Source organism: Janthinobacterium sp. BJB304 (assembly GCF_002735765.1).
Lineage (GTDB): Bacteria > Pseudomonadota > Gammaproteobacteria > Burkholderiales > Burkholderiaceae_D > Janthinobacterium.
On record NZ_PDZN01000022.1, the window covers coordinates 62,540 to 83,719 of the forward strand.

A 21,180-nucleotide genomic window follows, 5' to 3' on the forward strand; every position below is an offset into this window, starting at 1 on the left:
TGGTTTTGGCCCTGTTTGGCCCGGACATGATCCCCCTGATTCCTGTTAAAGCAGTGTCGTCAACTTCGCACTTATATTAGTTAATGAACAACATACGCAACTTCTCCATCATCGCCCATATTGACCACGGTAAATCGACCCTGGCTGACCGCATCATTCAATTGTGCGGCGGCTTGTCCGACCGCGAGATGGAGGCGCAGGTGCTCGATTCGATGGATCTGGAGCGCGAGCGCGGCATTACCATCAAGGCGCAAACGGCGGCCCTGCACTACAAGGCGCGCGATGGCCAGATCTACAACCTGAACCTGATCGATACGCCCGGCCACGTCGACTTCAGCTATGAAGTGTCGCGCTCGCTGTCGGCGTGCGAAGGCGCTCTGCTGGTAGTGGACGCATCGCAAGGCGTGGAAGCGCAAACGGTCGCCAACTGCTACACGGCGCTGGACCTGGGCGTGGAAGTGGTGCCCGTCCTGAACAAGATCGATTTGCCGAACGCGGATCCACCGAGCGCGATTGCCGAGATCGAAGACGTGATCGGCATCGACGCGGCCGACGCCGTGCATTGCTCGGCCAAGACGGGCTTCGGCGTGCTGGACGTGCTCGAGCAGCTGATCGTCAAGGTGCCGCCACCGAAGGGCGACCCCGATGCGCCGCTGCAGGCGCTGATCGTCGACTCCTGGTATGACGCCTATGTGGGCGTGGTCATGCTGGTGCGCGTGATCAACGGTACCCTGAAACCGAAAGACAAGATCCGCCTGATGGCCACCGATTCGGTGCAGCTGGTGGAAGACATCGGCGTGTTCTCGCCCCGTTCGCAATCCTTGCCGCAGTTGTCGGCAGGCCAGGTGGGCTTCATCATTGCCGGCATCAAGGAATTGAAAGCGGCGAAAGTGGGCGATACCGTCACTCTGGCCAACCGTCCTGCCGCCGCGCCATTGCCTGGCTTCAAGGAAGTGCAGCCGCAAGTGTTCGCCGGCCTGTTCCCCGTGGAAGCGAACCAGTACGACGCGCTGCGCGACTCGCTGGAAAAGCTGAAACTGAACGATGCGGCCCTGATGTACGAGCCGGAAGTGTCGCAGGCGCTGGGCTTCGGCTTCCGCTGCGGCTTCCTGGGCTTGCTGCACATGGAAATCGTGCAGGAGCGCCTCGAACGCGAATTCGACATGGACCTGATCACCACGGCGCCAACCGTGGTGTACGAAGTGATCCAGCGCGACGGCACCATGATCAACGTTGACAATCCGTCGAAGATGCCCGATCCGTCGCGCATCGAGGAAGTGCGCGAGCCTATCGTCACCGTCAATCTGTACATGCCGCAGGAATACGTGGGCTCCGTGATCACCCTGTGTATCGGCAAGCGCGGCATCCAGATGGACATGAGCTACCACGGCCGCCAGGTCAAGCTCGTGTATGAAATGCCGATGGCCGAGATCGTGCTGGACTTCTTCGACCGCTTGAAATCGACCTCGCGCGGCTATGCCTCGATGGATTACGAGTTCAAGGAATACCGCGCGGCCGACGTGGTCAAGGTCGACATGCTGATCAACAGCGAAAAAGTCGATGCGCTGGCCATCATCGTTCACCGTTCGAACAGCCAGTACCGTGGCCGTCAGGTGGCTGCCAAGATGCGCGAACTGATTCCGCGCCAGATGTTCGACGTGGCCATCCAGGCGACCATCGGCGCGAACATCATTTCGCGCGAGAACGTAAAAGCCTTGCGCAAGAACGTCCTGGCCAAGTGCTACGGCGGCGACATCAGCCGCAAGAAAAAATTGCTGGAAAAACAAAAGGCGGGTAAGAAACGCATGAAGCAAGTGGGTTCCGTGGAGATCCCGCAAGAGGCATTCCTGGCAATTTTACAAGTGGATGGTTAATCAATGAACCTGCAAGTGATTTTAGGAAATTTCGCTTTAATCCTGTTCGTGCTGATGGTGTTGACGGGCCTGGTCTGGTGCCTGGATGTATTTTATCTGTCCAAGCAGCGCCGCCAGGCGGCCGACCGTGCCTTGGCCGAGTTCGATGAGCGTCAAGCGAAGTCGTTGGCTGAAGGTATCAAGTCCGATGGTAGTAGCAGCAGCCGCCGCGCCGCCATCGAGGCAGATCTGTTGCGCCAGCCGACCTGGGTCGAGTATTCGGGCAGCTTCTTTCCCGTCATCGCCCTCGTGTTCTGCCTGCGTTCGTTCCTGTACGAGCCGTTCAAGATCCCGTCGAGCTCGATGGTGCCGACCTTGCTGGTCGGCGATTTGATCCTGGTAAACAAGTTCACCTATGGCATTCGTTTGCCGATCGTCAACAAGCGCATCATTGAAGTCAATGATCCGCAGCGCGGCGACGTGATGGTGTTCAAGTATCCGAAAGATATGTCGCAAGACTATATCAAGCGCGTGATCGGGGTGCCCGGTGATAAAATCACCTATGAAAACAAGCGCTTGACGGTCAACGGCAAGGAAGTGGCGTACACCCCGCTGGACGACTACCTCGATGACGAAAGCACGGTCTACCACAAGCAGCTGGAAGAAAACCTGACGGGCGTGAGCCACCGCATCCTCAACGACGAGCCCGCTCCCACGTTGAACTTGCGCGAAGTGAAGGATTTCCCGCACAAGGAGGCGTGCAACTACAACGAAGACGGCTTCACGTGTGTGGTGCCACAAGGCAACTACTTCATGATGGGCGATAACCGCGACAATAGCGCGGACAGCCGCTACTGGGGTTTCGTGCCGAACGAAAACATCGTCGGCAAGGCTTTCCTGGTGTGGATGAACTTCAGCAATCCGAAACGCGTGGGCGGCATACACTAAGCCGGCCTGGTCTGTAATGGACCAACCATGGCTGCCGCGCCGACTCCCCGCGCGGCGGCCAGCCGAATTACTCAGATGACACAGAAACAACAATGAATCTTCAGCTATTGCAAACCCGTTTAGGCTATACGTTCCAGGATGCTGGCCTGTTGCAGCAAGCCTTGACGCACCGTAGCCACAGCAGTTTGCATAACGAGCGGCTGGAATTCCTCGGCGACTCCATCCTCAACTGCGTGGTCGCTTCCATCCTGTACGAACGTTTCAAGACTATCGACGAGGGCGACCTGTCGCGCCTGCGTGCCAACCTGGTCAAGCAGCAGTCGCTGTATGAAATCGCGCAAAAGCTGGAATTGTCGCAATTTTTGCGCCTGGGCGAAGGCGAGCTCAAATCGGGCGGCTTTCGCCGTCCGTCGATCCTCGCCGACACGCTGGAAGCCTTGCTGGGCGCCATCTTCCTCGACACGGGTTTTGACGCCGCCAGCACGGTGATCCGCGCCTTCTACATTCCCATCCTCGACTCGGTCGATCCGCAAACGCTGGGCAAGGATGCCAAGACCCTGCTGCAGGAGTTTTTGCAGAGCAAGAAAATTTCGCTGCCACAGTACAACGTGGTGGCTACCCATGGCGCCGCCCACAGCCAGGAATTCGAGATCGAATGCCTGGTGCCGAAATTGAACATCCAGGTTTACGGCCGTGGCGGAAGCCGCCGCGCCGGTGAGCAAGCCGCCGCCAAACTGGCGCTGGACGTGGCCGAGCAGGCGCTGTTGAAGTCGCCTGCCGCCAGCCGCAAGCCCAAACCGCGCGCCGCCCAGCTCAAGCTGGCCGGCATTGCCACCATCCAGAGCGACGACGCGTCAGCCCCGGCTGCCCCGGCGATCGCCGCTCACACTAAACAGAATCGACACTAGCATGACAGCCACCAAAATGCCCGACAACTTCCGCTGTGGCTATATCGCCATCGTGGGCCGCCCCAACGTGGGCAAATCGACCCTGATGAACGTGCTGATCGGCGCGAAGGTCAGCATCACTTCGCGCAAGGCGCAAACCACGCGCCACCGCATCACGGGCATCCAGACGGTGCCGGACGCGCAATTCATCTACGTCGACACGCCCGGCTTCCAGACGCGCCACTCGAACGCGCTGAACAAGACGCTGAACAAGACCGTCACGAACACGCTGATTTCGTCGGACGTCATCCTGTACGTGATCGAGGCGGGCACGTTCGGCCCGGCCGACCAGCAAGTGATGGACCTGCTGCCGAAGGAAGTGCCGTGCATCCTCGTCATCAATAAATCGGACAGGGTCAAGGACAAGGCCGTGCTGCTGCCGTTCGCGCAAAAGATCGCCGCCATGCGCGACTTCGCCGCCATCGTTCCTGTGTCCGCCAAGCTGCACTTCCAGCTGGAAGGCCTGCAGAACGAGATCAAGCGCTTCTTGCCGGAAAACCAGCCCATCTTTGGCCCGGACGACATCACGGACCGCAGCGAGAAATTCCTCGCCTCGGAAATCGTGCGCGAAAAACTGTTCCGCTTCGTCGGCGACGAACTGCCGTACACGAGCACCGTGCTGATCGAGAAATTCGAGCAGGAAGGCGATTTGCGCCGCGTGTTCGCCGCCATCCTGGTCGAGCGCGATACGCATAAATCCATGATCATCGGCAACAAGGGCGCGCGCCTGAAGGAAGTCTCCACCCAGGCCCGCCTGGATATGGAAAAACTGTTCGGCGGCCCCGTGTACCTGGAAATCTGGGTCAAGGTCAAGTCGGGCTGGGCCGACAACGAGGCCGGCTTGCGCGCCTACGGCTACGAGTAATCCGCAACCCGGGGGCGACACCACACGCATGAGCACCACCACGCCAGCGCTGCACGATCCTGCGCCAGCCTCACCCGTTGTCCCCGCGCCGGCGGCCATCGCGCCGCCGGCCGCACCTTCCGCAGCACCCCGGCGCAGCCGTCCGCCCGCGCGCGACGGCCGCATCACGGGCCAGCCAGCCTTCGTGCTGCACAGCTATCCGCATAAAGAGACCAGCCTTATCGTCGACGTGTTCACACGCGAATACGGCCGCATCGCGCTCGTCGCCAAGGGCGCCAAGCGGCCCCATTCGCAGTTGCGCGGCGTGCTGCAGACGTTCCAGCCCCTGCAGGCGGGCTGGACGGGCAAGTCCGAGCTGCGCATCCTGACGGGCGCGGAATGGGTGGGCGGCATGCTGCCGCTGGAAAAGACGGCCCTGCTGTGCGGTTTCTATTTGAACGAATTGCTGGTGAAATTGCTGGCGCGCGACGATCCGCATCCCGTCCTGTTCGACCACTACGTTGCCACCTTGAATCAACTGGCGCACAATGAGCCGCCGCCCATCGTGCTGCGCAAGTTCGAGCGCGCGCTGCTCAAGGAAACGGGCGTGGCGGCCGACCTGACGCGCTGCACGGGCACGCGCCAGGCCGTCGAAGCGGGGCAGGTGTACGTGGTCGACCCGGAACGGGGACCGCGCCCGGCGCGCGCCGCCGACGCCTGGCCCAAGATCACGGGCAAGACCCTGCTCGACATGGAGCGCGAAGATTACCTTGACGTGGCCACGCAGGCGCAAAGCAAGCTGCTGATGCGCTTTTTGCTGGCCCATCAACTGGGGGGCGCCACCTTGAACACGCGCCAGATACTGATCGATTTAATGCAGTTGTAGCGGTTGCGCTACAGCACTTTACGGATACCATCACTATGAGCTTTTTGCAGCCTTCCGGCCCCGTCATCGACCTGGGCGTCAACATTGACCACGTGGCCACCTTGCGTAATGCGCGCGGCACCGCGTATCCGGACCCGATCCGCGCGGCATTGCTGGCCGAACAGGCGGGCGCCGACGCCATCACCCTGCACCTGCGCGAAGACCGCCGCCACATCAAGGATGCGGACGTGATCGCCATCGCGCCGCAGTTGCTCACGCGTATGAACCTGGAAGCGGCCGTGACGCAGGAAATGATCGACTTCGCCTGCGGCATCCGCCCGGCCGACGTGTGCCTGGTGCCGGAAAAACGCACGGAAGTGACGACGGAAGGGGGCCTGGACGTGGTGCGCTATTTCAAGGAAGTGCAGGCGGCCGTGCAGCAGCTGCAAGGCGAGGGCATCCGCGTGAGCCTGTTCATCGATGCCGATGAGCAACAGATCGCCGCCGCCGCCGAACTGGGTGCGCCCGTGATCGAGCTGCACACGGGGCGTTACGCCGATACGCAAGGCGCCGAGCAGCTGGCTGAACTGGAACGCATCAAGGCCGGCGTGCTGTTCGGCGTGGGCCGCGGCTTGAAGGTCAACGCGGGCCACGGCTTGCATTACACCAACGTGCAAGCGATCGCCGCCATTCCCGATATTGCCGAACTGAACATCGGCCACGCCATCGTCGCGCATGCCGTGTTTGTCGGCTGGGAAAATGCCGTGCGCGAAATGAAGGCCATCATGGTGGCCACGCGCCTGGGCCACAGGGCCTGACAAGGGAGCTCGGCATGATTTACGGCATCGGTACCGATATCTGCAAGATTCCCCGCATCGAGGCGGCCCTGGCGCGCCACGGCGAGCGTTTCGCGAAAAAGATATTGGGGCCGCAGGAGCTGGAAAAATTCCGTGCCCGCAGCGCCAAGAATGCCGTGCGCGGCGTGCGCTTCCTGGCCACGCGCTTCGCGGCCAAAGAGGCGTTTTCCAAGGCCATCGGCCTGGGCTTGCGCATGCCGATGACCTGGCCCGCCGCGCAGATGCTGAACCATCCCAGCGGCAAGCCGATGATCGTCTGCAGCGGCGTGCTGGCCGACTTCATGGAAAAGAATCGCCTGAGCGCGCAAGTGACGATCAGCGATGAAGAAGAGTATGCCGTGGCGTTTGTGATTGTGGAGCAAGCGCCGTAATGCAGACGACTGCTGGGGTCAGTCTTTTCGATCGGAATGCGTCCCACTGGGACGTATTCCCCCGGCGGGTCTGACCCCATTTAAGAGCCAGCAATGACCGAAGCAATACCCGACCTCAATTCCACGGAAACGCCGCCCGACCCGCGCGCGCAGGTGCTGGCCACCGTCGCCAAGCTGCCGAACCTGCCCGGCGTGTACCGCTATTTCGACGCCGCCGACAAGGTGCTGTACGTCGGCAAGGCGCGCGACCTGAAAAAGCGCGTGTCCAGCTATTTCCAGAAAAACCTGGCCAGCCCCCGCATCGCCATGATGGTCGAGCGCATCGCGCGCCTGGAAACGACGGTCACGCACAGCGAGGCGGAAGCCCTGATCCTGGAAAACAACCTGATCAAGGCGCTGCAGCCGCGCTACAACATCCTGTTCCGCGATGATAAATCGTATCCGTATCTGAAAATCACGAATGGCGATGCGCCGCGCATGGTGTATTACCGGGGCGCGGTGGACAAGAAAAACCAGTATTTCGGGCCGTTCCCCAGTTCCTGGGCCGTCAAGGAATCGATGCAGATCCTGCAAAAGGTGTTCTTGATCCGCACCTGCGAGGACAGCGTGTACGCCAACCGCACGCGGCCCTGCCTGCTGCACCAGATCGGCCGCTGCAGCGCGCCGTGCGTGGACCTGATCAGCAAGGAAGATTATAAAAACGACGTGGAAAACGCGGCGCGCTTCCTGCGCGGGCGCCAGAGCGAAGTGATGGCCGACCTGGAAAAGAAGATGCACGCGTTTGCCGCCGAACTGAAATTCGAGCAAGCCGTGGTGGTGCGCAACCAGATCGCCTCGCTGTCGCGCGTGCTGCACCAGCAGAGCATGGAAACGACGGGCGACGCCGACGTCGACATCATCGCCGTGCTGGTGCAGGGCGGGCGCGCCTGCGTCAACCTGGCCATGGTACGGGGCGGGCGCCACTTGGGCGACCGCGCCTATTTCCCCAGCCAGCTCAGCGATGCGGCGGCGATTGCCGAAGAGCCGATCGAGGTGGAAGTGCTGGCCGCCTTCCTGGCCCAGCACTACACGGAAAAATTCATTCCCGGCACCTTGATCCTGAATATCGAGTTCGACCAGCCGGCCCTGATGGTGGCGTTGATGGAGCAGTGCGGCCACCGCATCAACCTGATCTTCCAGCCGCAGGGTCAGCGCCGCCAGTGGCTGGAAATGGCGCAGAAGGGCGCCGGGATTTCGCTGGCGCGCCTGTTGTCCGAGCAGGGCTCGCAGCAGTCGCGCACGCGCGCGCTGGCCGAGGCGCTGCGCCTGGAAACGGAAGACCTGGACAGCCTGCGCGTGGAATGTTTCGACATCAGCCACACGCAGGGCGAAGCGACGCAGGCCTCGTGCGTGGTGTTCCACCACCACGCCATGCAGAACGGCGAATACCGGCGCTACAACATCAACGATATCACGCCCGGCGACGATTACGCGGCCATGCGCCAGGTCTTGATGCGCCGCTACGAGAAGGTGGCCAATGGCGACGGCGTGATGCCTGACGTGGTGCTGATCGACGGCGGCAAGGGCCAGATCGAAATGGCGCGCCAGGTGTTCGCCGAGCTGGGACTCGATATCAGCTTGATTGTCGGCGTGGCCAAGGGGGAAGGGCGCAAGGTGGGCCTGGAAACCTTGCTGTTCGTCGATGGCCGCGCGGCGCAGGAACTGGGCAAGGAATCGGCGGCCCTGATGCTGATCGCGCAAATCCGCGACGAGGCGCACCGCTTTGCCATTACCGGTATGCGCGCCAAGCGGGCCAAGACGCGCCAGACGTCGCGCCTGGAAGAAATCGAAGGAATCGGCGCCAAGCGCCGCCAGAAACTGCTGTCGCGCTTTGGCGGCTTGCGCGGCGTGGTCGACGCCAGCGTCGAGGATCTGATGTCGGTGGAGGGGATTTCCACGCAACTGGCGGAAGAGATCTACAAGCAGCTGCATTAATGGATGGGGCCTGGTCCGGCGCTGCGGCAACCGGACTAGGCTAATGTTGCCGGGCCATGTAGACTAGTGGCGCTTTCTTCACGCTTTCTTCATGTTCAATTTACCCGTCGGCCGATTGCTCTCTTATGCCTTTTAATATTCCCATCCTTTTGACCTGGCTGCGCGTGGCCCTGATCCCGCTCGTCGTCGGCGTGTTTTACCTGCCGCCGTCGATGCTGCTGCATGGCGACCAGAACCTGGTTGCCACCCTGGTCTTCATCGTTGCGGCCGTGACCGACTGGTTCGATGGTTTCCTCGCGCGGCGCTGGAACCAGACGTCGGCCTTCGGCGCCTTCCTCGACCCGGTCGCCGACAAGCTGATGGTGGCGGGCGCCTTGCTGGTGCTGGTGCAGCTGGACCGGGTCAATGCCGTGCTGGCCTTCATCATCATCGGCCGTGAAATCACGATTTCCGCCTTGCGCGAATGGATGGCGCAGATCGGCGCGTCGAAATCGGTGGCCGTCAGCTCGATCGGCAAGATCAAGACGGCCGCGCAGATGACGGCCATTCCCTTGCTGCTGTACCACGAAGTGATCTTCGGCGCGATCGACACCCATGTGTGGGGCGAGAAGCTGCTGTGGATCGCCTGCGTGCTGACGGTGTGGTCGATGTTCTATTACTTGCGCCTGGCATGGCCGCTGATCAAGGAAAAGGCCGGAAATCTGCATTAAGGCCGCTCCGCCTAGCTACTGCGCAGCGCACTCTCGCGTCTCCGTTGCTCGCTGTACCTTCGTACAGCTTCGCTACTCGACACGATATTGCGCTTGCTCGCTACGCTATTCGGAGGACCTTAAGACTGCATTGGCTGCTTTATGCGGAATATTTTGCAAAACACCAGATATTGCCCGTTGACAGCCCCTGTAATCCCTCTATAATGCTGGCCTGTTGTTGATGACGCGGGAGTAGCTCAGTTGGTAGAGCGCAACCTTGCCAAGGTTGAGGTCGAGAGTTCGAGACTCTTCTCCCGCTCCAGTTTTCTGGATCGTGTCATAGGTAAAAACAGCAAATGCAGTAAAAAGTAGTACTGGCGATGTACTAGAGCTTCTGATACAATGTTGTCCACTGCGGGAGTAGCTCAGTTGGTAGAGCGCAACCTTGCCAAGGTTGAGGTCGAGAGTTCGAGACTCTTCTCCCGCTCCAGTGAACACTGGATCAGCAGTAAAGCAGCACTGGTAAACGGTAGCAAAAAGCAGTAAAATAGCGGTTCGTATGCGGGAGTAGCTCAGTTGGTAGAGCGCAACCTTGCCAAGGTTGAGGTCGAGAGTTCGAGACTCTTCTCCCGCTCCAGCGAAAGCTGAAGCAGTACAGCAAGAATGGCAGTAGCAGAAAATAGAAGCTCCAATGCGGGAGTAGCTCAGTTGGTAGAGCGCAACCTTGCCAAGGTTGAGGTCGAGAGTTCGAGACTCTTCTCCCGCTCCAGAATTCTAAAGGGAAGCTAAGCTGGCTTCCTTTTTTTATCCGCCGCAACGCAGTCATGCGGCGTGATTAAGCGGTAAACAAGCTCCAATGCGGGAGTAGCTCAGTTGGTAGAGCGCAACCTTGCCAAGGTTGAGGTCGAGAGTTCGAGACTCTTCTCCCGCTCCAGTTTTCAAGGTGGGCCGCAAGGCGCATCCAAGCAGTTCCTCTGGCGAGGTAGCAAAGAGGTTATGCAGCGGCCTGCAAAGCCGTTTAGACGGGTTCGATTCCCGTCCTCGCCTCCAGATGCAGCGCAGTGATTGACGCGCAGATAAAAAAGCCCACTTCGGTGGGCTTTTTTTTGCCTATGCGGCTGAACGGCGTCGGCTGCAATTAAATACAGGGCTTCAGTTTATTTGATTTCCGGGAAATGACTAACCGACAGTAATCTGTGGATCCCAATAAAAATAACCATACAGGCTTTGCGTCTGGCCATCGTCATTCAGGCTATATACGGCAATATAGACATAGAAATTTTCCGTGCCGGATTTGGATACCTGCGCCGTGAAATTAGAAAAATTGCGCGGTTGCTGTATTGCCGGCAAACCATTCGAGGAATCCGAATTCGGCATGACCGCATTTCTGCGGGTAATGGTATTGGAGACAAAGGTATTGAAGACCTTGTCGCCATTCCAGTAATTGATGCCATACACAATGACGGCCGAATCGGCGTTGTCATAGATGGAGGCGCCGGTGAACGAGACATAGTCGCCCACGTTGGCCCTGAAACTCAGGTCGGCAGAGCCTTGTCCGCTATTGATGCCGCGCGGGTCGGTGGCAATCATGTACTGGCTGGTATGCGCCAGGCCCACGGGCTTGCTCTGATCAGGGGCGGTCTGACGCGGATGCTGAGCCATAATCAGATCGGTGTCTATTACAACGAGAATGTTGATTGTAATATTGCTGGCATATAATTGCGCGTCGGTCATGATTCCTCCTCGGTTTTCCTACTCGTCTGGCTTTTCGGATACGCCCCGTTTTTTAATGTGGTAAGCAGTCTCCACCGCTGCTGTGTAGAATAATGGAGAAAATTGCATAGATACTATCCAATTGAAACAGCAGTATTATTTAAAAATATTCCATTTAAATTATTTTTATTTTGCAAATACAGCTGCTGGAAACATTATTTTCCTGCCCGCGTCTGGGTGCCGCTGTCCCGCCCATCCGGCCCGGCCGCATCTTGTATAATGTCTGCAGGCTCAGCCGCACCCTATGGTGCGCTGATGAATCTTTTCCTTTTCGCCACCCCCATGTAGTCGCTGACGATTTTCCTCTCCGTTAAACCTAGTCGCGGCTTCCCCGCGAAGCCTGCCTGCATGGCTGCGCCCGATGGCTGTCCATTGGACGCGCATTTCCCTGTTCCGACCCTGGACGTGAATCAATGATCAACGCAAGTTTTCGGGAAGAGTGGTTCTCGAACATACAAAAAAACATCCTGGCGGGCCTGACCACCTCGTTCGCCCTGGTGCCCGAATGCATCGCCTTTGCCCTGGTGGCACAGTTGAATCCCCTGATGGGCCTGTATGGCGCTTTCATCATCTGCGCATTGGCGGCCATCTTTGGCGGGCGTCCCGGCATGATTTCGGGCGCGGCCGGTTCCATGGCCGTCGTCATCGTGGCGCTGGTGGCCCAGCATGGCGTGCAATACCTGCTGGCGACCGTGGTGCTGAGCGGCATCATCATGGCGCTGTTCGGCCTCTTGCGCCTGGGTAAGCTGATCCGCATGGTGCCCCATCCCGTGATGCTGGGCTTTGTGAATGGCCTGGCCATCGTCATCGCCATGTCCCAGCTCGAACACTTTCGCCAGGCCACGCCGCAGGGCGAAACCTGGCTGCAAGGCACGCCCTTGTATGTGATGGGCGCGCTGGTGCTGCTTACCATGGCCATCGTCTACGTGTTGCCGCGCCTGACAAAAGCCGTGCCGCCCGCGCTGGTGGCCATCCTGGGCGTGGGCGTGCTCAGCCATTTCCTGCACCTGCCCACGCGCACCCTGGGCGACCTCGCGCACATCGCCGGTGGCTTGCCGGCCCTGCATTGGCCCGCCGTGCCGCTGGATATGGCGACCTTGCACATCATCTTCCCGTATGCGGCGCTGATGGCCATGGTGGGCTTGCTGGAAACCTTGCTCACCTTTAATCTCACCGATGAGATGACTGAAACGCGGGGCCAGCCGAACCGCGAATGCATCGCGCTCGGCGCTTCGAACGTCGTGTCGGGGCTGTTTGGCGGCATGGGCGGCTGCGCCATGATCGGGCAGACGATGATCAACCTGAGCTCGGGCGGCCGCTCGCGCCTGTCGGGCGTGACGGCCGGCGTGATGATTTTATTGTTCATCCTGTTCCTGTCGCCGCTGATCGAGCGCATCCCGCTGGCTGCGCTGGTCGGCGTGATGTTCGTCGTGGCGCAGCAGACGTTTGCCTGGGGTTCCTTGCGCGTGCTGGGCAAGGTGCCGTTGCAGGATGCGCTGGTGATCGTCGCCGTGACGGTGATTACCGTGTTCACGGACCTGGCGATGGCCGTGCTGTGCGGCATCGTGATTGCCGCCTTGAATTTTGCCTGGCAACATGCGCGCGACATGCGCGCCGACATCGATGATGGCAGCTCCGGCGTGCGCGTGTACCTGCCGCACGGCACCCTGTTTTTCGCCTCGACCACGCATTTCCTGGAACTGTTCCGGCCGGCCGCCGATCCGGTCCGCGTCATCCTCGATTGCCGGCATCTGCACATGGCCGACCACTCGGCCGTCGCGGCCATCGAAGCCTTGTACGAGCGCTACGACAAGGCGGGCAAGCACCTGCAGGTGACGCATCTGTCCGCCCGCAACCAGGCCTTGCTGCAGCGCGCGGGCGTCGATGTGAGCGTGGCGTAAAATAGGGGGAAGTCTGCTCCGCCCGATTTCTCGGGATGGTCGGAATTGTTGAATGTCTGTGGAGTGTGAATGCTGTCGTACGAACAAGAACAATTATTGCAGCAAAGCCAAACGGCTTTTGATGCCTACTATGACGCGCTGGGCGCGTCGCTGGTGAATTTTGTCGAGCGCCTGGGCATCCAGCCCGCGCACGAAGTGCTGACCAATGCGGCCGAGTACCTGCCGTACATCGATGCGGCCATGCGCACCATCGTCATCCGCGACGAGAGCTGGCAATGGGTGAAAACCATGCTCGGCTACTTTATCGGCGAATACTTCGTGCAGGGTCATGCGGGTTGCTGGTATGTGGAAACGCGGGCCGAATCGCCGCATTTCTGCCGCACTATGGTGGGCGGTTTCGAGCATGGCTTGCCGATGGATGCCGCCATCGATCCGGAGGCGCTGGCCCTGGAATTTCTGGGGCAATCCGCGCCGCGCGAGCTGGCGGCACTGATCGCCACAGCGCAAGCGCGCGCGGCTTGATGGCGCGCGGCTTGCTGCAGCAGATTTAAAACTCTTCCCACTCGCCTTCGGCAGGTGCGCTCGCCTTGCTGCTGGCGCGCGTCGCGGGCAGGCGCAGGGCAGGGATGGAGGCCTTGCGGACTGGCGCTGCCGGGGTTGCCGGCGCGCTGCGCTGCGCCGCCTTGGCGCTGAAACGGTCGGTCGCCGCCGCGTTCGCATCGAGGCGGAACACGCTGACCACCTGCGCCAGTTCGCTCGCCTGTTCCTGCATGGCTTCGGCCGCGGCCGACGCTTCTTCCACCAGGGCCGCATTTTGCTGGGTCACCTGGTCCATTTCGGAAATGGCCTGGTTGACTTGCTCGATGCCCGCGCTCTGCTCTTCGCTGGCGTTGCTGATTTCGCTCATGATGGACGTGACGAAGCCGATGCTTTGCACGATTTCTTCCATCGTCTTGCCGGCCTTGTCGACCAGGTCCGTGCCCACGTCGACTTTTTGCACGGAATCGTCGATCAGGCCCTTGATCTCTTTCGCCGCCGCTGCCGAGCGCTGCGCCAGGTTGCGCACCTCGGTTGCCACGACGGCGAAGCCGCGTCCCTGTTCGCCGGCGCGCGCCGCTTCCACGGCCGCGTTCAAGGCCAGGATGTTGGTCTGGAAGGCGATGCCGTCGATGACGGAGATGATGTCGACGATTTTCTTCGACGAGGTATTGATCTCGCCCATGGTGGCGACCACTTCGGCCACCACGGCGCCGCCGCGGCTGGCGATGCCGGCCGCGTCGCCGGCCAGCTTATTCGCCTGGCGCGCGTTGTCGGCATTCTGTTTCACGGTCGACGTCAGTTCTTCCATCGATGACGCCGTTTCTTCCAGCGAACTGGCTTGCTGTTCCGTGCGCGAGGACAGGTCCTGGTTGCCGGCGGCGATTTCCGCCGATGCCGTGGCGATGGTGTCGGTGCCGCTGCGCACCTGGCCCACGATACCGACGAGGCTGTCGTTCATGGTTTTCAGCGCGTGCATCAGCTGGGCCGTTTCATCGCGGCCTTGCGCCGTGATGGTGCTGCTCAGGTCGCCTGCTGCCACGGTTTCCGCCACTTTTACGGCGTCGCGGATGGGGCCGGTGATCGAGCGCGTGATCCACCACGCAAAACCGATGCCCATCAGCACGGCCAGCACGCCCATGGTGATCAGGAAGATGCGCGTGCTGCTGTAGGCTTCGATGATGCTGGCGCCGACGCCGTCGGCCGCCTTGATCTGCATGTTGGCGAAGCGCTTCACTTCGGCCAGATAGGCCACGGTGATGGGCGCGACTTCCTTGTCGAACACGACCTTGGCGCCTGCCATGTCGCCGTCGGCCTTCATCTTGAAGGCGCGCGCGCGCGTCGTCACGTAATCGGTGCGCACCTTGCGCACGACCTTGAATTGCTCGATCACGGCAGGGTTGAGCAAGGACGCGACGATGTCGTCTTGCAGCTTGCTGGAACGCTCCGCATCGACTTTCAAGTCGTCCTCGATCTTGGCGCGCACGACAGGATCGGTGATTTCGAACGAGGCGACGCCGCGCACGCTGTTGAGTTCAATGATCTTCGACCATTCGGCCACCATGCGCTGGTTCTTGATGCTGGTATTGATCAGGCGGTAAGTCAGGTCGCTGGCCGTTTGCATGCGCACGAGGGCGGTGATGGTCAAGGCGGCAAGCAACAGCAATACGACAGCAAAGCCGACGCCAAGGCGGCTGCCGATGTTCAGGTTTTTCATGTAATTCCTAACAGTTTAATAGTCATGATCGCCGCCGCCAGCAGGGGCGGACAGGCGCCGCGAGGCGCAGGGGATCGGGGTCTTCGGGTGCCGCGTGATGGCTGTGCGGCGCGCCGCGCTGAGCGTGGCGTTGGAGGTGAAACAGGGGGCATGCCGGTCAGGCTGACCGTTGCCCAGCAAGCCGCAAGTATAGCATTGACACAGAGAAATAGTTTTTTACGGCAATTTTAATTATTTTTTGATATTGATTTCCTGTTGTGTTTTTACATCAAGTACCTAGTCCATAAGTACTATCACTTACAGAAACGCTTACTTTATGCATGTTCGCCTGATAAAATACTAATGATAATCATTCGTATTAAAACATCGACCAGGGAATTGTATGCAGCAACGTCGCAAGCCAGGATGTAAACCGATCACCATCGCCGTACTGGGCGCCTTGACCTTGGGCGCCACGCCATTAGCGGCCTGGGCGCAGGAAAGCTTGCCTGCCGTCACAGTGACGGCATCCAAGGACAAGGACGGCTATGTCGCCGCCACCTCCGCCAGCGGCACCAAGACGGAAATGGCCCTGCGCGACGTGCCGCAAACGATCAACGTGGTGCCGGCCGCCGTCATCCGCGACCAGAACGCCATGTCGATCCAGGACATCATGAAGAACATCCCCGGCGTGGGCCTGTCCACGGGCGACGGCCAGCGCGACCAGGTGTTCATCCGCGGCTTCACGGCCATCGGCGACCAGTTCGTCGACGGCTTCCGCGATGACGCGCTGTATTTCCGCGACCTGTCGAACGTCGAGCGCCTGGAAGTGATCAAGGGACCGGCCGCCGTGCTGTACGGCCGCGGTTCTTCGGGCGGCCTGGTGAACCGCATCACCAAGAAGCCCGGCATCGATATCACGGACGTGGCCCTGAGCCTGACCAATACGGCAGGGCGCCGCGGCGAAGTCGACGTGGGCCGTGTCGGCGAGACGGTGGACTGGCGCTTCACGGGCGCGCGCGAATTGTCGGACAGCTACCGCGACCAGCAATTCATCAACCGCACGGCGCTGGCGCCATCCGTGGCCATCCGCCTCTCAAACGCGACGAAACTGCTGCTGCAGGGCGACTACCTCGAAGACCGCCGCCTGACGGACTTCGGCATCCCGTCCTACCAGGGCCGCCCCGTCGCCGTCGATGCGGGCACTTATTATGGCGCCGCGAATGCCCGCGATGCGGACTTCAGCCAGTCGCGCGTGGTCTCCACGGCCGCCACCCTGACGCACAAGTTCAGCGATACCTTGTCGCTGCGCAATGCCTTCCGCTATTACGATTACCATCTGGACCGCAACAACACGAATATTTCCGGCAACGTCAACGAGGTCAAAGGCACGATGAGCCTCGGTCATGCCAAGCTCAACCGCGACGAGAGCGGCTGGTTCAACCAGACGGAACTGACGCAAAAGCTGGTCACGGGTGGCCTGCGCCACGAAGTGCTGTACGGCGCCGAGTTCGGCAAGCAAAACAAGGATGCGTCGAGCTGGGCCTCGACCGTGGTGGCGACGAATGTCTCGATCTTCCATCCCGTCCTGCCTGTGGTCAACCGCAGCAAGCTGGGCGCGCGCAGCGATACCTTCGGCACCTACGACACGGCCGCCGCCTACGTGCAGGACGCCATCAGCTTCAGCGACGAGTGGAAGGCGCTGGCCGGCTTGCGCTATGACCGCTACAAGCAGCAGTCGCGCCTGGCCAATGCGCTTGGCGTGACGACGGCCAATCTGTCGCGCACGGATTCGGCCTACAGCCCCCGCGCCGGCCTCGTCTGGCAACCGGGCGCGGCGCAATCGTACTACGCGTCGTGGAGCCGCTCGTTCCAGCCCAGCGGCGAGAACTTCGCCCTGGCCGCCAACAATGCCGACCTGGCGCCGGAAACCACGCGCAACACGGAAGTGGGCGCCAAGTATGACCTGTGGGGCGGTCGTGCCAACGCCACCGTGTCGCTGTTCCGTCTGGAACGCGACAACATCAAGACCAGCGACCCGATCACGAACCGCATCGTGCCCGTCGGCACGCAGCGCACGGATGGTTTGGAACTGACCTTCAACGCGGACTTGCATGACGGCTGGAAAATGATGGCCGGTTATGCTTACCTGGACGCCACCATCACCGATTCCATCGCCGTCGACCGCAGCGTGAATGCGCCGGGCACGACGACGGCCAGTTCGGTGGCCATCAAGGGCAAGCGCGCCACTTTGACGGCGCGCAACACGGCTAATCTGTGGCTGACGAAAGACCTGGGCCATGGCTTCACGGTGGGCGGCGGTGCGAATGCCGTCGGCAGCCGCTTCGCCAATCCGGGCAACACGGTCGTGCTGCCGGGCTACGTGACGGCCGACGCCATGGCTGCCTATCGCACGGGCCGCTATGAAGTGCAGCTGAACATCAACAATATCGGCGATACGCGCTACATCGTGTCAGGCCATGGTTCCAGCCCGAACCTGAGCTTGCCGGGCGCGCCGCGCAACGTGGCGTTGACCTTGCGCTACAGCCTGTAAATTAGCTTGCAAGTTCGGTCCCATCCATAAAAAAACCCGCTCACGTGAGCGGGTTTTTTTTCATGGCGGGCGCTGCATGGGTAGGCTGGTATTGTTTAGAGGAACTATTCGGTACCGATAAAATAATGTTGACTATGTGCAATTTTTTCCGGCGGACTGAGCCTTGATTGCCTTTGAGGGGTAAAATACGCCTCATACGGCACAGGCATGGTGCTTATATCTTATGGATATGACACTGTCATGACGCCGTATGACTTTTTATTTACTCACATCATAGAGGTCTGATATGGTTCAGATATCCAGGCGCCAGTTCCTTCGGGTCACTGGCGCCACGATTGCTGGCTCCAGCCTCGCCTTGCTCGGTTTCGCGCCGGGGCAGGCGTTGGCAGAGGTACGGCAATACAAGCTGGCTCGCACGACCGAGACCCGCAATACCTGTCCTTACTGTTCCGTTGGCTGCGGCGTTCTGCTGTATGGCCTGGGCGATGGCGCGAAAAACGCCGTCTCCAGCATCATCCACGTGGAAGGCGATGCCGATCACCCGGTGAACCGCGGCACGCTGTGCCCGAAAGGCGCAAGCCTGGTCGACTTCATCCACAGCCCGAACCGCCTGAAAGTGCCCGAATACCGCGCACCGGGCGGCACGGAATGGCAACCGATCTCCTGGGATGTGGCGCTCGACAAGATCGCGCGCCTGATGAAGGATGACCGCGATGCCAACCTGATCGAAAAGAATGCCGACGGCAAGACCGTCAACCGCTGGCTCTCCACCGGCATGCTTGCCGCGTCCGCCGGCAGCAACGAGGTCGGGTATCTGACCCACAAGACAGTGCGCAGCATGGGGATGCTGACCTTTGATAATCAGGCGCGTGTATGACACGGACCGACGGTGGCAGGTCTTGCCCCGACGTTTGGCCGTGGCGCGATGACGAATCATTGGGTCGATATCAAGAATGCCGACGTGATCCTGGTCATGGGCGGCAATGCAGCAGAAGCACATCCTTGCGGATTCAAATGGGTAACGGAAGCGAAGGCACATAACAAGGCCAAGCTGATCGTTGTCGATCCGCGTTTTACCCGTACCGCATCCGTGGCAGATTACTACTGCGCCACGCGTACCGGCACGGACATCGTCTTCCTCGGCGCGATCATCAATTATCTGCTGACGAACGACAAGATCCAGCATGAGTACGTGCGCAACTACACGGACATGCCTTTCATCGTGCGCGAAGACTATGCGTTCGAGGACGGCCTGTTCTCGGGTTTCGACAAGGAAAAAGGCAAGTACACCAACAAGGCCACCTGGGATTACGAGATCGGCGACGACGGCTACGCCAAGGTCGACCCGACCCTGGAACACCCGCGCTGCGTCTACCAGATGATGAAGAAGCACTACGCGCGTTACACGACCGAGATGGTCGAGCGGACGTGCGGCGTGTCGGCCGACAAGTTCCACAAGGTGGCGGAAGCATTGGCTTCGACCGCCGTGCCTGGGCGCGCCGGTACCATCCTGTACGCGCTGGGCTGGACGCACCACTCGACGGGTGCGCAAACCATCCGCACGGGCGCCATGGTGCAGCTGTTGCTGGGCAACATGGGCATCGCGGGCGGCGGCATGAACGCCTTGCGCGGCCACTCGAACATCCAGGGCTTGACCGACCTGGGCCTGATGTCGAACCTGTTGCCAGGCTACATGACTTTGCCGAACGAGGGCGAGCAGGATTTCGACGCCTACATCGCCGCGCGCGCCACCAAGCCGCTGCGGCCGAACCAGCTCAGCTATTGGAGCAATTACCGCAAATTCCACGTCAGCTTCATGAAGACGTGGTGGGGCGACTTCGCCACGGCCGAGAACAACTACGCCTTCGACTACCTGCCGAAACTCGACAAGCCGTATGACTTGATGCAAGCCATCGAGAACATGCACCAAGGCAAGATGACGGGCTATATCTGCCAGGGTTTCAATGTGCTGGCATCCGCGCCGAACAAGCAGAAGGTCACGGAAGCGCTGTCGAAGCTGAAGTTCCTCGTCATCATGGACCCGCTGGCCGTGGAAACGGGCGAATTCTGGAAGGCCCACGGGCAATACCACGAAGTCGATCCCACCAAGATCATGACGGAAGTGTTCCGCTTGCCGACCAGTTGCTTCGCCGAAGAACGCGGTTCGCTGGTCAGTTCCTCGCGCGTGCTGCAGTGGCACTGGCAGGCAGCCGAACCGCCGGGCCAGGCGCGCAGCGACCTGGAGATCATGTCGGGCCTGTTCTTGCGCATGCGCAGCATGTACAAGAAAGAGGGCGGCAAGTTCCCCGATCCTATCGTCAACCTGACGTGGAATTATGCGCAGCCGCATAACCCGCAGCCGGAAGAAATCGCCCGCGAATTCAACGGCAAGGCGCTGGCCGACTTGTACGATCCGAAAGATCCGACCAAGCTGCTGGTGAAAAAGGGCGAGCAGCTGGCCTCGTTTGCGCAATTGCGCGACGATGGCACGACCACCAGCGGTTGCTGGATCTTCGCCGGCAGCTGGACGCAGGCGGGCAACCAGATGGGACGGCGCGACAACAGCGACCCGACCGGCATCGGCCAGACTCTGGGCTGGGCCTGGGCGTGGCCGGCGAACCGCCGCGTGCTGTACAACCGCGCCTCGTGCGACTTGAAGGGCAAGGCCTTCGATCCGACCCGCAAGTTGATCGAATGGAATGGCACGAACTGGAGCGGGGCCGACATTCCCGACTTCAAGGCCGACGAACCGCCGGAAAACGGCATGGGTCCGTTCATCATGCTGGGCGAGGGCGTGGCGCGCTTCTTTGCGCGCGGCGCCATGGCCGAAGGGCCGTTCCCCGAGCATTACGAGCCGTTCGAAAATCCGCTGGGCTACAACCCCATGCATCCGAAAAACCCGCAGGCGACCAGCAATCCGGCCGCGCGCGTGTTCGCCGATGACCGGAAAATGTTCGGCACGCATGAGGAATATCCGCATGTGGCGACCAGCTACCGTTTGACCGAGCATTTCCATTACTGGACCAAGCATGCGCGCCTGAACGCCATCATCCAGCCGCAGCAATTCGTTGAAATCGGCGAAGAGCTGGCCAAGAGCATCGGCGTCGTGGCTGGCGGCGAAGTGCGCGTCAGTTCCAAGCGCGGGCACATCATCGCCAAGGCCGTCGTCACCAAGCGCATCAAGGCTTTGATGATCGAAGGCAAGCCGGTGCATACCGTGGGCCTGCCGCTGCACTGGGGCTTTACGGGCGTGGCCAAGCCGGGGTATCTGATCAATACCCTGACGCCGGGCGTGGGGGATGCGAATTCGCAAACGCCGGAATTCAAGTCCTTCCTCGTGAAGGTGGAAAAAGCATGATGGGAGCTCAATA

General features: G+C 60.5%; 15 protein-coding genes and 6 tRNA genes. 19 read left to right on the forward strand and 2 right to left on the reverse strand.

Annotated features, from left to right (window positions below; all coding sequences use genetic code 11):
• Positions 1-83: 83 nt before the first annotated feature.
• The 15 genes from lepA (at position 84) to CSQ95_RS23055 (ending at position 10,398) form a co-directional block, all read left to right on the forward strand.
• Positions 84-1,874 (forward strand): translation elongation factor 4, encoded by a 1,791-nt coding sequence (lepA, locus tag CSQ95_RS22985; protein ID WP_070223864.1) that lies wholly within the window; start codon positions 84-86, stop codon positions 1,872-1,874.
• A 3-nt stretch (positions 1,875-1,877) separates the two neighbouring features.
• On the forward strand, positions 1,878-2,801 hold the full coding sequence (lepB, locus tag CSQ95_RS22990) for a signal peptidase I (RefSeq protein ID WP_099411200.1): 924 nt from the start codon (positions 1,878-1,880) through the stop codon (positions 2,799-2,801).
• Between the two features lie 92 nt (positions 2,802-2,893).
• On the forward strand, positions 2,894-3,709 hold the full coding sequence (gene rnc, locus CSQ95_RS22995) for a ribonuclease III (protein WP_099411201.1): 816 nt from the start codon (positions 2,894-2,896) through the stop codon (positions 3,707-3,709).
• 1 nt (position 3,710) lies between these two features.
• Entirely contained in the window at positions 3,711-4,613 is a 903-nt protein-coding gene (era, locus tag CSQ95_RS23000) for a GTPase Era (protein WP_034749612.1), read from the forward strand.
• 28 nt (positions 4,614-4,641) lie between these two features.
• Positions 4,642-5,478 (forward strand): DNA repair protein RecO, encoded by an 837-nt coding sequence (gene recO, locus CSQ95_RS23005; protein WP_070223858.1) that lies wholly within the window; start codon positions 4,642-4,644, stop codon positions 5,476-5,478.
• 35 nt (positions 5,479-5,513) lie between these two features.
• The gene (pdxJ, locus tag CSQ95_RS23010; protein WP_099411202.1) at positions 5,514-6,275 is read left to right on the forward strand and encodes a pyridoxine 5'-phosphate synthase; all 762 of its coding nucleotides are present in this window, start codon (positions 5,514-5,516) and stop codon (positions 6,273-6,275) included.
• Between the two features lie 14 nt (positions 6,276-6,289).
• On the forward strand, positions 6,290-6,685 hold the full coding sequence (gene acpS / locus CSQ95_RS23015) for a holo-ACP synthase (RefSeq protein WP_099411203.1): 396 nt from the start codon (positions 6,290-6,292) through the stop codon (positions 6,683-6,685).
• 93 nt (positions 6,686-6,778) lie between these two features.
• A complete protein-coding gene (gene uvrC / locus CSQ95_RS23020; protein ID WP_099411204.1) occupies positions 6,779-8,659 on the forward strand; it encodes an excinuclease ABC subunit UvrC in 1,881 nt (626 codons plus the stop codon).
• A 125-nt stretch (positions 8,660-8,784) separates the two neighbouring features.
• Positions 8,785-9,369, forward strand: coding sequence for a CDP-diacylglycerol--glycerol-3-phosphate 3-phosphatidyltransferase (gene pgsA, locus CSQ95_RS23025; protein WP_034749601.1), 585 nt, complete (start codon positions 8,785-8,787; stop codon positions 9,367-9,369).
• A 225-nt stretch (positions 9,370-9,594) separates the two neighbouring features.
• Positions 9,595-9,670: transfer RNA gene (locus CSQ95_RS23030), tRNA-Gly, on the forward strand.
• A gap of 92 nt (positions 9,671-9,762) precedes the next feature.
• Positions 9,763-9,838: transfer RNA gene (locus tag CSQ95_RS23035), tRNA-Gly, on the forward strand.
• A gap of 71 nt (positions 9,839-9,909) precedes the next feature.
• Positions 9,910-9,985: transfer RNA gene (locus CSQ95_RS23040), tRNA-Gly, on the forward strand.
• 56 nt (positions 9,986-10,041) lie between these two features.
• Positions 10,042-10,117 (forward strand) — tRNA-Gly (locus CSQ95_RS23045).
• Positions 10,118-10,206: 89 nt separating this feature from the next.
• Positions 10,207-10,282: transfer RNA gene (locus CSQ95_RS23050), tRNA-Gly, on the forward strand.
• Between the two features lie 42 nt (positions 10,283-10,324).
• Positions 10,325-10,398 (forward strand) — tRNA-Cys (locus CSQ95_RS23055).
• A 129-nt stretch (positions 10,399-10,527) separates the two neighbouring features.
• Here the strand turns inward: CSQ95_RS23055 and CSQ95_RS23060 are convergent.
• On the reverse strand, positions 10,528-11,082 hold the full coding sequence (locus tag CSQ95_RS23060; protein WP_070222332.1) for an inclusion body family protein: 555 nt from the start codon (positions 11,080-11,082) through the stop codon (positions 10,528-10,530).
• 452 nt (positions 11,083-11,534) lie between these two features.
• On the opposite strand from CSQ95_RS23060, the gene CSQ95_RS23065 reads away from it, so the two are divergent.
• Together CSQ95_RS23065 and CSQ95_RS23070 are read left to right on the forward strand one after the other, a co-directional pair.
• Positions 11,535-13,022 (forward strand): SulP family inorganic anion transporter, encoded by a 1,488-nt coding sequence (locus CSQ95_RS23065; protein WP_099411205.1) that lies wholly within the window; start codon positions 11,535-11,537, stop codon positions 13,020-13,022.
• Positions 13,023-13,091: 69 nt separating this feature from the next.
• Complete coding sequence (locus tag CSQ95_RS23070) at positions 13,092-13,544, forward strand: hypothetical protein (protein WP_070222327.1); 453 nt, start codon at positions 13,092-13,094, stop codon at positions 13,542-13,544.
• 25 nt (positions 13,545-13,569) lie between these two features.
• Here the strand turns inward: CSQ95_RS23070 and CSQ95_RS23075 are convergent, their stop codons facing one another.
• Positions 13,570-15,276, reverse strand: coding sequence for a methyl-accepting chemotaxis protein (locus tag CSQ95_RS23075; RefSeq protein ID WP_099411206.1), 1,707 nt, complete (start codon positions 15,274-15,276; stop codon positions 13,570-13,572).
• A gap of 382 nt (positions 15,277-15,658) precedes the next feature.
• Here CSQ95_RS23075 and CSQ95_RS23080 point away from each other — a divergent pair, with 382 nt between their 5' ends.
• Both CSQ95_RS23080 and fdnG read left to right on the forward strand, forming a co-directional pair.
• Positions 15,659-17,809: a TonB-dependent siderophore receptor gene (locus CSQ95_RS23080; RefSeq protein WP_099411207.1), complete on the forward strand. Its 2,151-nt coding sequence runs from the start codon at positions 15,659-15,661 to the stop codon at positions 17,807-17,809.
• 286 nt (positions 17,810-18,095) lie between these two features.
• Positions 18,096-21,167: a formate dehydrogenase-N subunit alpha gene (gene fdnG / locus CSQ95_RS23090; protein ID WP_143450056.1), complete on the forward strand. Its 3,072-nt coding sequence runs from the start codon at positions 18,096-18,098 to the stop codon at positions 21,165-21,167.
• Positions 21,168-21,180 lie beyond the last annotated feature (13 nt).

Coding starts and splice junctions, on each gene's coding strand:
- lepA (WP_070223864.1), top strand. CDS start 84: ATGAACAACATACGCAACTTCTCCATCATCGCCCATATTGACCACGGT.
- lepB (WP_099411200.1), top strand. CDS start 1,878: ATGAACCTGCAAGTGATTTTAGGAAATTTCGCTTTAATCCTGTTCGTG.
- rnc (WP_099411201.1), top strand. CDS start 2,894: ATGAATCTTCAGCTATTGCAAACCCGTTTAGGCTATACGTTCCAGGAT.
- era (WP_034749612.1), top strand. CDS start 3,711: ATGACAGCCACCAAAATGCCCGACAACTTCCGCTGTGGCTATATCGCC.
- recO (WP_070223858.1), top strand. CDS start 4,642: ATGAGCACCACCACGCCAGCGCTGCACGATCCTGCGCCAGCCTCACCC.
- pdxJ (WP_099411202.1), top strand. CDS start 5,514: ATGAGCTTTTTGCAGCCTTCCGGCCCCGTCATCGACCTGGGCGTCAAC.
- acpS (WP_099411203.1), top strand. CDS start 6,290: ATGATTTACGGCATCGGTACCGATATCTGCAAGATTCCCCGCATCGAG.
- uvrC (WP_099411204.1), top strand. CDS start 6,779: ATGACCGAAGCAATACCCGACCTCAATTCCACGGAAACGCCGCCCGAC.
- pgsA (WP_034749601.1), top strand. CDS start 8,785: ATGCCTTTTAATATTCCCATCCTTTTGACCTGGCTGCGCGTGGCCCTG.
- CSQ95_RS23060 (WP_070222332.1), bottom strand. CDS start 11,082: ATGACCGACGCGCAATTATATGCCAGCAATATTACAATCAACATTCTC.
- CSQ95_RS23065 (WP_099411205.1), top strand. CDS start 11,535: ATGATCAACGCAAGTTTTCGGGAAGAGTGGTTCTCGAACATACAAAAA.
- CSQ95_RS23070 (WP_070222327.1), top strand. CDS start 13,092: ATGCTGTCGTACGAACAAGAACAATTATTGCAGCAAAGCCAAACGGCT.
- CSQ95_RS23075 (WP_099411206.1), bottom strand. CDS start 15,276: ATGAAAAACCTGAACATCGGCAGCCGCCTTGGCGTCGGCTTTGCTGTC.
- CSQ95_RS23080 (WP_099411207.1), top strand. CDS start 15,659: ATGCAGCAACGTCGCAAGCCAGGATGTAAACCGATCACCATCGCCGTA.